At 29.8% G+C, this 13,450-nt stretch carries 10 protein-coding genes; 2 read left to right on the plus strand and 8 right to left on the minus strand.

Annotated elements, in window-relative coordinates:
• Positions 1-126: 126 nt before the first annotated feature.
• The 7 genes from Q8S45_RS06570 to Q8S45_RS06600 all read right to left on the minus strand — a co-directional run bounded on the left by Q8S45_RS06570 (position 127) and on the right by Q8S45_RS06600 (position 7,547).
• A complete protein-coding gene (locus Q8S45_RS06570; protein WP_305602612.1) occupies positions 127-840 on the minus strand; it encodes a DUF542 domain-containing protein in 714 nt (237 codons plus the stop codon).
• Between the two features lie 11 nt (positions 841-851).
• Positions 852-2,621 carry a nitric oxide reductase activation protein NorD gene (locus Q8S45_RS06575; protein WP_305602614.1) on the minus strand — a complete coding sequence of 590 codons (1,770 nt, stop codon included), beginning with the start codon at positions 2,619-2,621 and terminating at the stop codon, positions 852-854.
• 88 nt (positions 2,622-2,709) lie between these two features.
• Positions 2,710-3,489 carry a CbbQ/NirQ/NorQ/GpvN family protein gene (locus Q8S45_RS06580; RefSeq protein WP_305602617.1) on the minus strand — a complete coding sequence of 260 codons (780 nt, stop codon included), beginning with the start codon at positions 3,487-3,489 and terminating at the stop codon, positions 2,710-2,712.
• 140 nt (positions 3,490-3,629) lie between these two features.
• The gene (locus tag Q8S45_RS06585; RefSeq protein WP_305602619.1) at positions 3,630-4,967 is read right to left on the minus strand and encodes a cbb3-type cytochrome c oxidase subunit I; all 1,338 of its coding nucleotides are present in this window, start codon (positions 4,965-4,967) and stop codon (positions 3,630-3,632) included.
• A 100-nt stretch (positions 4,968-5,067) separates the two neighbouring features.
• Positions 5,068-5,451, minus strand: coding sequence for a cytochrome c (locus tag Q8S45_RS06590; protein WP_305602622.1), 384 nt, complete (start codon positions 5,449-5,451; stop codon positions 5,068-5,070).
• A gap of 215 nt (positions 5,452-5,666) precedes the next feature.
• Entirely contained in the window at positions 5,667-6,113 is a 447-nt protein-coding gene (locus tag Q8S45_RS06595; protein WP_305602625.1) for an Rrf2 family transcriptional regulator, read from the minus strand.
• A 57-nt stretch (positions 6,114-6,170) separates the two neighbouring features.
• The gene (locus Q8S45_RS06600; RefSeq protein ID WP_305602627.1) at positions 6,171-7,547 is read right to left on the minus strand and encodes a tryptophanase; all 1,377 of its coding nucleotides are present in this window, start codon (positions 7,545-7,547) and stop codon (positions 6,171-6,173) included.
• 358 nt (positions 7,548-7,905) lie between these two features.
• Here Q8S45_RS06600 and ccsA point away from each other — a divergent pair, with 358 nt between their 5' ends.
• Positions 7,906-11,043, plus strand: a complete 3,138-nt coding sequence (gene ccsA, locus Q8S45_RS06605; protein ID WP_305602629.1) for a cytochrome c biogenesis protein CcsA — start codon at positions 7,906-7,908, stop codon at positions 11,041-11,043.
• A gap of 48 nt (positions 11,044-11,091) precedes the next feature.
• Entirely contained in the window at positions 11,092-11,607 is a 516-nt protein-coding gene (locus tag Q8S45_RS06610; protein WP_305602632.1) for a DUF2892 domain-containing protein, read from the plus strand.
• 48 nt (positions 11,608-11,655) lie between these two features.
• On the opposite strand, the gene Q8S45_RS06615 is transcribed toward Q8S45_RS06610, so the two are convergent.
• Positions 11,656-13,449, minus strand: a complete 1,794-nt coding sequence (locus Q8S45_RS06615) for a LysM peptidoglycan-binding domain-containing protein (RefSeq protein ID WP_305602635.1) — start codon at positions 13,447-13,449, stop codon at positions 11,656-11,658.
• Position 13,450 lies beyond the last annotated feature (1 nt).

Consider the following 13,450-nt stretch of genomic DNA (forward strand, 5'->3'; position numbering starts at 1 on the left):
GATGTAAGCTTTTGACTTATTTTCGTTTAAAAGTGTCTCAATTTGCACTCTTTCTTTGTGAGTAAGCCGACTATTCTTTTTACGTATCATATAACAAATCTATAAATTTAGATTTGTTGCGTTAAGTTATTGAGTACAGGTTTTTAAAATTTTTGGAAGAAATACGTGGGTATTAAAATGTATGTATTTTTGAAGTTGATGATCTAATTCATGCAATTTTTGATATAAAAATCGATAGGAATTGCAAGCGCCCTCTGGAACTAAATAATGGGACGATAAATTTGAAATTTCTTTAAAAGTATCGCTCACCAATTGGTGAGCAATTTCACTCTTTTTTACGGTCCTTTTCACAATTTCTATTTGATTCTCTGAAATGTCAGCTGAAATATTATCTAAAGTCAATATTTTTTCAATAGTAGGAAATAATGTGTTATTCGAATTTTTAAGCATTTCAAGTACAACAATTTCAATTCCTTTTATTAATACATTAATTTCGATAACTTCCGGATTTTCCAATCCATGTACTTCGGCAACTTTAGCCGAAATTGGTGTAATTTGAGAAACATTTTCATCCAAATAATTATGATATTCTTCTTTAACTTTTTCAATCAAAGAACTAATATCCATATCTTTTAAATTGTATTCTCCTCCTATTTTTATATTAATAGTTTCAATTTCTTGCATTAGCATTTCAAAATCAACTTTATTTTCTTTGCATGCAGCTTCTAAGGTCATATTCCCACCACAACAGAAATCAATTTTATACTTGCTAAATACGTGATCTGACCCTAACTTATTTGATACAATTTCTGCAATTGTATTCTCTTTGGTAATATTCATAATTTTAAATTTTATGATTGGTGTTTAATTTTTTCATACAATTGAACCATCGATTTTAATAATTCAACTGGTGTTGTTAATATTTGATAATGGTTTTGTCCAAACATTTGAGGTAAATAGTATTTTGCTTGTGCCTCAATTGCTAAGGCATATGAATTTATTTGACGTTCATTTAGCTCTCTAAGAGCTTGTTTAACATCATTTACACCGTATTTTCCCTCATATTTATCGTAGTCATTTGGTTTTCCATCGGATAATAAAATAACCCATTTATTTTTAGTGTTTCGCTTGTTTAACATAGCTCCAGAATGGCGTAAAGCAGCGCCAATTCTAGTATAACCGTTCGGTTCAATGGCACCTACTTTAAATTTAGCTTTATTCCAATCTTCGTCAAAATCTTTAATGGTGATATACGAAGAATGATTTCTGGTTTTTGAATAAAAACAATCGATAGAAAAATCAATATTAAATTCATTTAAAATTTCACCAAACAAAATAGAGACTTGCTTTTCAACATCAATTACTCTGTTTCCAGCAGCGTAACCATCAGTAGATAAACTAATATCTAACAACAATAAAATAGACAAATCCTTTTCTTTTTTCCTTTTTGAAATGTATATATTTTCAGAAGGTGTATGCCCGGAATGTACATCAACAAATAAATCGGTTATCGCATCAATATCGAACTCCTCCCCCTGTGGTTGCCTTCTTTGTTGTTGGTACTTATTATTTACAGTAGTCAACATTTTACGCAAGCCCATTAATGTTGAAGCATTTTCCTTCAAGGTTTTTTTAAAATATGCAACATCAGTTTTTAATAAGGATTTCGGATAAACTTTACAAAAATCTTGTTTATATAGGCGTTTTGTATAATCCCATTCATCGTATTTAAGATAAAATCCTTTACTATCAATTTCTGCACTTTCAGAAACTGTAGTATTTTCAATAAAATCGGCTTGATATACAGAATGTGCTGTATCATCAACACGAACCGTATATTTCATGTTAATTTCTTCCAACGCATTTGAATGGTCATCTAATTCATCATCACCATCAAAATCTCTAAAATTTCCTCCAAATTCTTCAGCAGTTTCTACTTTTTCAAATTGATGTTGTAACACTGCATCTTCTTGTTGTTTTACATCAATCTGAACCGAAATTATTTCTTCTACAGCTTTTGATTTTAAAATGGTTTTTGGTTTTTCTTCGTCAGCTTTTTTTACTTTATCAGTAAAATTATTCAGGCTATTTTCTAAATCTTCCTCTGGGTTATTTCGCATCCATTTTCCATAAATAAATGAAAAATCAGCCAATGATTCGTCTTTCACTTTTGAAGAGTAAAAAGTTTTAAAATTGGTATAATATTTTTCTGTAATTGGAAACTGTTCAAATAACGAATCCAATATTTCTTTTGAGGTTTCTTCTGCTTTTTGTTGCGATTCTAGTAATTCATGTTCTTGGTTGTCGTTCCAATTCAAATTCAAATTTTTTTGAACTGACAAATACAATACTCGGAATAAATAGTACGCTATATTTTCATCGGACGAAGGAAAATCAGTGAATTTTACAGGTAAAAAGAAATTATTGTTTTTGAAACCACCTTCTCGCTCAGCTTCATATATTTCGATAGACTCACCGGTAATTGCACGTGCTAAAATGGTTAAACGAGGTTTCAAGTCCTCCAAACTTACAGCATACTCCAAAGCTTCTTCCTTCTTTAATCGTCTTCGTTTAAAGTAGTAAGCTAGTTTAGTAAATAGATATTCATCTGGTTCGAACATTGTTTCAGTTTTCAGTTTTCAGTCACAGTTTTCAGTCTTTAATAAAGCAGAATTACCTGCTAACTGGAACTGTTAACTGAATACTTTTTTAAATCATTAGGTTACACAAATCTTTTAAGGCTTCAACAATCTCTAAATCATCTGTTAATGGTTCTACAATTGCAACTTCAACAGATAATCGTTTTGCTAAACCACTATGAATTAATTTTGCTGCATCTACTAATAATCGGGTTGAAACTGTTTCTGTTAATCCGAGCTCAGTTAAGTTTCTAATTTTTGTTGCGATGTTTACTAATTTTTTAGCAATACCGTCTTCAATTCCAGTTTCATTTACTAAAATTTCAGTTTCAATTTTAGCTTCTGGATAAGCAAAAGAGGTTGCAATAAAACGTTGTCGAGTTGAGGGTTTTAATTCTTTAAATCCCTTTTGGTACCCTGGATTAAATGAAGCAACCAACATAAAATCGGCATGTGCTTTTACAGTTTCTCCTAACTTATCAATAAACAATTCTCGCCGGTGATCTGTAAGCGAATGAATTGCCACAATTACGTCGGGTCTAGCTTCAGCAATTTCATCTAAATAAATAATAGCACCTGTTTTAAGAGCAACGGTTAATGGTCCATCCATCCAAATAGTTTCAGCTCCTTTAATGATAAACCTACCTATCAAATCAGTCGAAGATGTTTCTTCATGACAACTAATAGTAATTAACTTTTTATCTAATTTATGCGCCATAAACTCAATAAATCTAGATTTTCCCGTACCAGTAGGTCCTTTTAATAAAAATGGAATTTTATTTTTATAGGCATGTTCAAATACTTCAACTTCTTTACCAATTTGATGATAATAAGGTAATGGGTTTTTCATGTGATTTCAATATTTAGATTACAAAATAGAAAAACCAGAGTCATTGATTTTGAGTGAACAGTATATTGCTGACTAACAATCTTAACTCTGGCCTATTTTTAAAAAACTACTTTAATTATATTTTAAAAAATTAAAAAAATTTAATCATTAATTCCTAATGCTTCATCTGTTGGTTTACCGTGTTTATAAAAATCGACAATATAAAGTGCAATTCCTGTTGTAAAAACCAAAGCACATAATACTAGAACCACAAAATGGATACTAATTTCATTTTGAACTGCCATAAAATCCATTTTAAATTTACGCTCTAGATAAACTTGGGCAACACCTGCTACTCCAAATGCAACAGTCATACCAACCATTCCAACATTTGACAACCAAAAAGCTGCTCGACCTATTGAACTATCATACATTTTTCTACCTGTCATGTTTGGTAAACTATAACTTATAATTGCCAAAACAATCATTCCGTATGCTCCCCAAAATGCTAAATGTCCGTGCATTGCAGTTACTAAAGTTCCGTGGGTATAAATATTTGTTTGCGGTAATGTATGAGCAAATCCTAATAAACCTGCACCTACAAATGATACAATTGCAGCTCCTAAAGTCCAATAAAGTGCCAATTTGTTTGGGTGTTTTTTCTCCCCTTTTCTGTACATATTTACTGCAAATAATGCCATTGCTAAAAATGCTAAAGGCTCTAAAGCTGAGAAGATTCCTCCAACTATAATCCAAATTTTATTTACTCCAATGTAATAATAGTGATGACCCGTTCCTAAAACTCCTGATAAGAAGGTTAAACCAACAATTACATATAACCATTTTTCAATAACTTCTCTATCAACTCCAGTTAATTTAATTAATAAGAACGATAAAATACCACCCATAATTAATTCCCAAACACCTTCAACCCATAAATGAACAACCCACCAACGGAAAAATGAATCTGTAACTTGACTGTCGAATTGCAACATTCCTGGCAAGTATAATAATGCCGCAAACAAAAGTCCCATGGAAAGTACTAAAGCCGTAGTTGTTTGGCGCTTTCCTTTAAAAAGAGTTACTAAAATTAATCCTAGAAATAATAATACGTTAGCAACAACTAAATAATCTAAAGGACGTGGAATTTCTAAAAATTTACGACCTTCCCAAATATTAAAATGAAATCCAACAATTGCTGCAACACCAACAAGTGCCAAACTAATTAATTGAACATATGCCAATTTAACACTTACTAATTCTTTTTGTGCTTCTTCTGGTATTATATAGTAAGCTGCACCCATAAAACCAGACAACAACCATACTACTAATAAGTTTGTATGAACCGCTCTTGCAGTGTTAAAAGGTATAAATTCATGTAAATTGTCGAAACCTATTCGGGCAAAACCCATTACAAATCCATAAACAATTTGTAAAACTAATAGCAGCATTGAAAGTGCAAAAAACCAATAAGCTACTTTTTGTGATTTATATTTCATAATGTTATTTTTTATTTGTTTTTATTGGTCATTATCAATAGCTTACAATCATTTTTGTCTTAATGAAAATTTGTTTTTAGCTATTTCATAATGTTATTTTTTATTTGTTTTGTTTATCTTTTGCTAATGGTGAAACAACTCTATCAAATCCATTTAAATCAATCTTTCCAATCCATTTAAAAAATTCAACAACATCAGCTGCTTCTTGCTCCGACATATTATATGCTACCATTTTTCTTCCATTTGGCTGCCAAGGGCCTTCTGACATTAAAATACTTTTGATGACATCTTCACCATTGCCATCATATTTAATGTTTAATCGATCAACAACTTTTGTTAATTCTGGCGCGTAATAGGCACCTTCTCCCAATATTGTATGACATCCCATACAATTGTTAGACTCCCAAATAGCCTTCCCTCGGATGGCAGATTCTGTAAGATCTTTGTGATTTGTTTGATCTACTCCTTCTGATAAAGAATACACTGTGAGCCCTATAAAAATAAGAAAGGTTACTAATGTCCCACCCAGAAAGAAAGCTCGTGCTTGTTTTTTAGATAACATATTTTGAAAATTTATTGGTTAATTAATTTCATTAATAATAAAAGACCTTTTTATCTTTTATTATATGCAAAGATAATAATACTCAAATAATATTTTACTGATAAATATCATTGTGAAGAAAAAAAAATGATTAATTGTTAAGATTCAAGGGATTTTAATGTTAATACCTGCTTTTTTTCATCAACTTCTTTAGCGAATTCAAGAATACTTTTGTCTCTAAATTTACCTAAAATGCTATTTTTAAACGGTTCAACAATAAAATGAACTGGGCAAGGATTTAACCCATCACATTCTGACAAACCTAAAAAACATTCATTCAATCTATTTAATCCATCAATATTTTCAATAATATCACAAACAGTTTTATCGCCATTCTTTTTTGTTAAAAAAAAACCGCCCGTTGGACCTTTTGTTGAAGAAATAATTTTACCCCGAACCAACTGTTGAAATAATTTTGCCAAAAATGGGCTTGGAACCTCCAATGTTGATGCTATATCTTTTACACTTAATTTTTTGTCCTTACTAGAATTAGTTGCTAAATACAGTGTTGCTAAAATTGCATATTTACTGGCACGTGATAACATTATTTATACATAAATTAAATTATTTATACAAAAATATCAAAAAAAGACCAATAAGTATTATATTTTTTCAAATTTAACAGTAAAATGCCTCATTATTGGAGCTTCATCCACAATTTTATAGCCCGATTTAGCATCTTCCCTAGTATCAAAAATATTTTTTAAGGTTGCTGCAATATAATCCATATGGTTATTTGTGTATGTTCTTCTTGGAATTGCCAATCTAACTAATTCTAATTCAGGAAATCTATTTTTTCTAGTAAATGGATCTCTATCAGCTAAAACAGTACCAATTTCGACCCCTCTTATTCCTCCTACAACATACAATTCCAAAGCTAAAGCCTGAGCTCTATATTCTTCCCTTGGTATAGTCGGTACGAATTTATTTGCGTCTAAATAGATGGCATGCCCTCCAAAAGGTTGTTGTACAGGAACTCCATAATCAACCAATTTTTGACCTAAATAGGCAACTTGCTCAACCCTACTTTCCAAATAATCAAATTCTGTAGACTCGTTTAACCCCACTGCTAAAGCTCCCATGTCTCTTCCATTCATCCCTCCATAGGTAATAAAACCTTCATACATTATATTAAATACAGTCGCATGCTTAAAAACATCTTCATTGTTAAGTGCTATAAAACCACCCATATTTACTAATCCATCCTTTTTAGCACTCATAGTCATTCCATCACCATACGAAAAAACCTCTTTAACAATTTCCTTAATGGTTTTATGTGCATATCCTACCTCTCTCTTCTTAATAAAATAGGCGTTTTCAGAAAAACGAGCTGCATCAAAGTACAATGGAATTCCGTAGTTTTTACACAATTGAGAAACCTCTTTAGTGTTTTGGACAGAAACAGGTTGTCCCCCAGCACTATTGCAAGTAATGGTTAAAATAACCAAAGGAATTTTTTCTTTCGGATATTTTTTAAAAACATTTTCAAGTTTTTCAAGATCAATATTTCCTTTAAATGGATGTATAACCGAAGTGTCAAAAGCCTCATCAATGGTACAATCAACAGCAGTTGCTTTTCTAAATTCAATATGCCCTTTGGTTGTATCAAAATGTGAATTTCCTGGCACTACATCACCTTCTTTAATTAATGCAGAAAAAAGAACATTCTCTGCTGCTCGACCTTGATGGGTTGGAAGAAAATATTTAAATCCTGTAATTTTTTTAACTGTTTTTCTAAGTTTTAAAAATGATGATGACCCAGCATAACTTTCATCACCAATCATCATTTCTGCCCATTGTTGGTCACTCATTGCACCAGTTCCAGAATCCGTTAATAAATCAATATAAACTTTGTTTGATGCTAAATTAAATAAGTTATAATTTGCTTTTTTTATCCATTTTAAACGATCCTCTTTGGTGGATCTATTAATTGATTCAACCATTTTAATTTTATATGGTTCAGCGTATGGTAATTCCATAAAATAATATTTAGTACGTTAAATAAATTGTGTAAAATCTTTTTGAAATTGATAGATAATCTACTTAATAAAGCATTCAGGTCGCTTTATATAAAGTGAAATCTTAAAATATTCTTTAAACCTATTTAGATTATTCAATTCTTAGCTATTTGACTACAAAAATACATTTTTTTTAAAATAAACATTAAAAACACCCTCTATTTTATCATTTTATTATGACAATAATCATAGTGTGTAATAAAAGTTACTTTTATCTTTGTCAATAAATTCAACAAAATTGAATCATTATTTTTAGGTGTGATAATTAAGTCAATTATACCTATTTTTGCATTTCATTTTAATTTTAAACTTATTTTAGATGAACAAATTTTTTTCGCTTATTTATTCAACAAGAGTAACGGCTGTCTTATTTTTAGTTTTTGCAACTTCAATGGGTGTTGCAACTTTTATTGAAAATGATTATGGAACTGAAACCGCAAAAGTTTTGGTTTATAATGCATGGTGGTTTGAAGCAATTATGGTGGTTTTTGCTATTAATTTTTTTGGAAATATTTTTAAATATAAATTATATAGAAAGGAAAAGCTTGTTGTTCTAGCATTTCATTTAGCCTTTTTATTCATAATAATTGGAGCCGGGATTACACGTTACATTAGTTTCGAAGGTATTATGCCAATTCAAGAAGGTGCTGTTAGCGACACTTTTTTAACAGAAAAAAGCTTTATCAGTATTGTTGTAAACGATGGAAAAGAACAAAAAACACCTTTTCATAAAGAAATTTTATTAAGCGCTCTTGGGTCTAATAATTACCAATATAAAACAGATTTTAAAGGAACTGACGTATCTGTAAAATTAAAAAGTTATATACCAAATGTTCAAGAAATTTTCGAACTAGATTCGGTAACTCCAGCGTCTCCAGACAGTAAGGATTTTTTACTTATTGTAGAATCAAGTGGTGGTGGAAGACACAATCACTATATTCAAAAAGGAAGTTCAGATGACGTACATGGGGTTTTGGTTGGGTTTGATTCTCCAAATATCAATGCAATAGACTTTAAGACATCTAATGGTAAAATAACCATTAAATCTCAAATTGAAGGAAACTTTTACAGAATGGCTGATAATTTTGAAGGAATTATTGCAAAAGATTCTGTTCAAGATTTTTCTTTGTTAGCGGTACATTCAATTGCTGGCATTCAGTTTGTAGTGCCTCAAGGACCTGTAAAAGGAAGCTATAAAACCATTTCAGGAAATAAAGACGAATCGTCTTTATCTCAATTAGTTTTTGATGTAGTTGTTGGTGACCAAACTAAAGAAATAAAATTATATGGCGAAAAATTTGCAATGCAAGCTCCTACTGAATTTACAGTTGGAAACCTTAATTTTAGAATGAGTTATGGTGCTATGCAAATGCAATTACCTTTTAGCATTAAATTAAACGATTTTATTTTAGATAAATATCCAGGATCTGAAAGCGCTATGTCCTATGCAAGTGAAGTAACCGTTATTGCTCCCGATGAAACATTTGATTTTAGAATTTTTATGAATAATATTTTAAACTATAAAGGTTACAAATTCTTTCAATCTAGTTATAACATTACAGATGAATATGAAGAAACACACTTGTCTGTAAATCACGATTACTGGGGAACTTTAATAACTTATATCGGTTACTTTATGTTGTATGCAGGTCTTATTTTAATTCTTTTTATGAAAAATACGCGTTTCGACTTTTTGAGAAAATCATTACGAAAAAATAAATCTATAAAAAAAGGTGTAACTGTTATAGCATTATTATTTATTTCTTCATTGAGCTTTGCTCAAGACCACAGTCATGCAATTACAAAAGCAGAAATAGACTCGGTACTAATCGCCAATAAAATTGATGAAATTCATACTGAAAAATTTGCTAAATTAATAATTCAAGATGATGGAGGAAGGATGAAGCCAATTCATACTTATGCATCTGAATTACTAAGAAAAGTTAGTAAAAATGATTCTTTTGAAGATATGAATGCTACTCAAGTGTTTTTATCTATTCAACAAAATCCAAGAATATGGTTTCAAATTCCTATCATTTATATTGAAAAAGGAAATAGTAAATTAAGAGATATTATTGGCATTTCTCAAGATGCTAAATATGCAGCTTTATCAAATTTCTTTAGCGATGAAGGAATTTACAAATTAGCTGAAATTCAGCAAGAGGCTCAAAAAAGCAACATTAAAAGTAAGTATGAAAAAGATATTATTAATGTTGATAGAAGAGTGAACTTGTTGTATTCTGCAATAGTTGGTGATATTTTAAGAATTTTTCCTATTCCAAATGATATAAATAATAAATGGGTTTCTCATAATAATATAGAAAATGCTCATTTTAAAGGTGAAGATTCTCTATTTGTAAAACAAATATTGCCAATTTATTTACAAACCTTGTATGATTCTAAAACATCTAAAAATTATGACGATTCTAATGAAATTTTAGGAGGTATCGTAAATTTTCAAAAAAAATATGGTAGTGCTGTTTATCCAAAAGATCATAAAATTGATTTAGAAATTGCCTACAATAAATACGATGTATTTAGAAAACTATTTAGTTACTACATGTACATAGGAACACTGATGTTTCTATTTGTTATTATTCAAATTTTTAAAGACAATAAGTTAATCAACTACCTGATAAAAGGAAGCATTGCAATAATTATTGTTTTATTCTTATTGCACACAGGAGGTTTAATTGCTCGTTGGATTGTTAGTGGCCACGCTCCTTGGAGTAACGCTTATGAGTCTATGATTTATGTTGGATGGGCTACCATGTTATTCGGTTTAATTTTTGGAAGAAAGTCTTCTATGACTATTGCCGCAACTGCATTTTTAACTTCATTTATTTTAATGGTGGCACATTGGAACTGGATGGATCCAGAAATTGCAAGTTTAGTTCCTGTATTAAATTCGTACTGGTTAATGATTCACGTTTCCATTATTGTGGCAAGTTATGGACCTTTTGCCCTTGCAATGATTTTAGGTTTAATTTCCTTATTCTTAATGGCATTAACCACTAAATCTAACAAAGCAAAAGTATCAAGCCTTATTAAAGAATTAACAATAATTAACGAAATGGCTATAACTGTTGGTTTAGTTTTACTTGTTATTGGAAATTTTTTAGGTGGCCAATGGGCTAATGAAAGTTGGGGTCGTTATTGGGGTTGGGATCCAAAAGAAACTTGGGCATTAATTAGTATTATGATTTATGCATTTGTACTTCATATGCGTTTAGTGCCAGGATTAAGAAGCAGATTTACATTTAATTTATTCTCGATAGCGGCATTTGCATCCATTTTAATGACATACTTTGGTGTTAATTTTTACCTTTCAGGCTTACACTCTTATGCAAGTGGAGATAAGGTAATTACACCTACATTTATATTTTATGCAATTGGTTTTGTAGCCGTATTATCGGTGTTTGCTTTTATTAAATTCAAAAAATATTATCAAAAATAAAATTTATGAATGCAAAAATGTAACTTTGCATTCATAAAAAAATAAACAATGTTTAATAAATATATAAAATTGGTAATTGCTGCGGCAATTGTTGTGTGGTCTGTTTTTCAATTTATGGATAAAGAAATAATGAACGGTATTTCATTAATTTTTTTATCAGGTATTTTTGTTTTGTTCTATTTTAAAAATGAATTTTTGTTGTTGGCTTTTCTTCAATTAAGAAAACAAAATTTTGCTGGAGCAACCAAATGGCTATCATATATAAAAAATCCAAGTAGTGCCTTAATAAAAAAACAAGAAGGTTATTTCAATTTTTTGCATGGTATTCTGGTTTCTCAAACCAATATAACACAAGCAGAAAAATTCTTTAAAAAGGCATTAAGTTTAGGGTTGAATATGAAACATGACGAAGCCATGGCTAAGTTACAACTTGCTGGAATAGCAATGACCAAAAGAAGAAAAAGGGAAGCTACACTTTTAATGAATGAAGCTAAAAAATTAGACACTCAAAACATGTTGGCTGAGCAAATAAAAATGTTAAAACAACAAATGAAAAAAATCTAAATATTTTTTTTGTAATATATAAAAAACGCAACTTGAAAGTTGCTTTTTTTAGTTTACAACCATTGGTACAAGCTCCTTATTATACTGAATAATAAAAACAGCCGAGTTTTCAAAACTTCCAGATTCTTTTTTATCGTACTTAAAAACCGAAGAAATTCTAACCGATTTCCCTGCTAACAAACCTTCTTTTACTGTTGGAGCGCTCGCAGCCCGAACAATAGCATCATAGGTAATATCGAACCCTCTAATAGCATATTTGGAAGGCATTACATGATTTTTTGTAATGTATTTTTCAAAAAATACTTTTGTATTCTTATCATCTGTATATAAATAATCAGCCGAAGGATAGGTGAAGTTTAATTTACCCAATAAATTATTGTCTACATTATCGAAATTACTTCCTTTATTTAGGGTAATTAAATTCACAGTTAATTTATCCCAAACACCTTTTAAGGCATTTAAAGTTGAAGCCGTTGTTATATTGTCTTCAGATATTAAAAATACCCAATTATCTTTATTATGACTTAATTTTTCGGTTATTCTATTTGCATTAATATATCCGTTTTCTGGTTTAATTACTGAAACCAATCCATTTGAATTAAATTCTTTTAACTTTCCTACAATTTTCCATAAATCTCTTTGAGATTCTTCTTTACCATCATTAATAACAATTATAGTTTCTCCTTTATAACTTCTTTTCAAAAAAGCCAATAATTTTACCTCTAAAATATCCAGATCAGGTGCTGATTTTACTAAGTTATCATCCGAAAGCAAATCTTGTTTTTTAGAGAAAAACGGAGCAATAATAGGTACTCTAACATTTTTAGATAACCAATGTGCATTTTCAAAAAATAAGGGACCAATAATAACATCTGCTTCATTCAAATTATGATTAGCCATTTGCTGTTGTAATTTTCTAGTTGAATTTTCTGAATCTAAATACTTCACATTAATTCGTAGCCCTTTTTGTTTTAATGAATCAATCGCAATTTCAGCTCCTAAATGAAAATCTGTTGCAATGGATAATAATGAATTCTGATTATTAAACTGAACTCTTTTAATTGAATCGTTCAATGTACTAATATTATAAGGCAACAAGAGTACCAAATCAATTGTTTTATTGAAATTTATTTTTTCTATAAATTGACCTTTTACATTTACATTATTATCGCCATTTATTATACGTTTCGGAAAACCACTTGATACTACAACCGAATCTAACGGCTTTGAAGATTTAATTTTAAGCTCCATTCCCAATTTTAAACCTTCTTCCAACGAAGGATTTAAAGCTTTTAAATCCTCTGCTGTAACCCCAAACCTTTTTGTTAAATTATATACCGTATCATCTTTTACAACTATATAATTAATAATTACATTTGTATTTGGTTTAAGAATATTTAATTCCATTCCCAACTGTAATAGATCTTTTAACTGTTTGCCTTCTTTAACCCCTTCGATAAAAACGGCATTGTTTTCTAATAAATCTAATTCGGTAATTCCAAATCGTTTGGTTAAATTATAAACAGTATCATCCTTAACAACAATATATTTAAATGTATTTAATGGAGTCGAAATTTTATGTGTAGAAGTAGTTTCATTGTCCTTTGCCTCAAACTTTCCAAAATTTTTATTTGGAATAATAATAGTAGTCCCAACACTAGGATTTCTGCTCACATCGGGGTTTAAATTTAGCAAATCTCGTGTAGACAAATCATTCTCTTTTGCAATGCTTTTAATAGTTTCGCCTTGCTTAACAATATAAGAAATGTATTTTTTTTGTTGTGCTAATGCTATAGAACATAACATTAACAAACAAATTAATAAGGTGTTTATTTTTTTCATA

It is taken from the genome of Lutibacter sp. (assembly GCF_030692605.1).
Lineage (GTDB): Bacteria > Bacteroidota > Bacteroidia > Flavobacteriales > Flavobacteriaceae > Lutibacter.

Bases quoted from the DNA above. Each gene is read 5' to 3' on its own strand.
- Q8S45_RS06580 (WP_305602617.1), bottom strand. From the start codon at position 3,489: ATGAAAAACCCATTACCTTATTATCATCAAATTGGTAAAGAAGTTGAA.
- Q8S45_RS06615 (WP_305602635.1), bottom strand. From the start codon at position 13,449: ATGAAAAAAATAAACACCTTATTAATTTGTTTGTTAATGTTATGTTCT.
- Q8S45_RS06575 (WP_305602614.1), bottom strand. From the start codon at position 2,621: ATGTTCGAACCAGATGAATATCTATTTACTAAACTAGCTTACTACTTT.
- Q8S45_RS06585 (WP_305602619.1), bottom strand. From the start codon at position 4,967: ATGAAATATAAATCACAAAAAGTAGCTTATTGGTTTTTTGCACTTTCA.
- ccsA (WP_305602629.1), top strand. From the start codon at position 7,906: ATGAACAAATTTTTTTCGCTTATTTATTCAACAAGAGTAACGGCTGTC.
- Q8S45_RS06610 (WP_305602632.1), top strand. From the start codon at position 11,092: ATGTTTAATAAATATATAAAATTGGTAATTGCTGCGGCAATTGTTGTG.
- Q8S45_RS06595 (WP_305602625.1), bottom strand. From the start codon at position 6,113: ATGTTATCACGTGCCAGTAAATATGCAATTTTAGCAACACTGTATTTA.
- Q8S45_RS06570 (WP_305602612.1), bottom strand. From the start codon at position 840: ATGAATATTACCAAAGAGAATACAATTGCAGAAATTGTATCAAATAAG.
- Q8S45_RS06600 (WP_305602627.1), bottom strand. From the start codon at position 7,547: ATGGAATTACCATACGCTGAACCATATAAAATTAAAATGGTTGAATCA.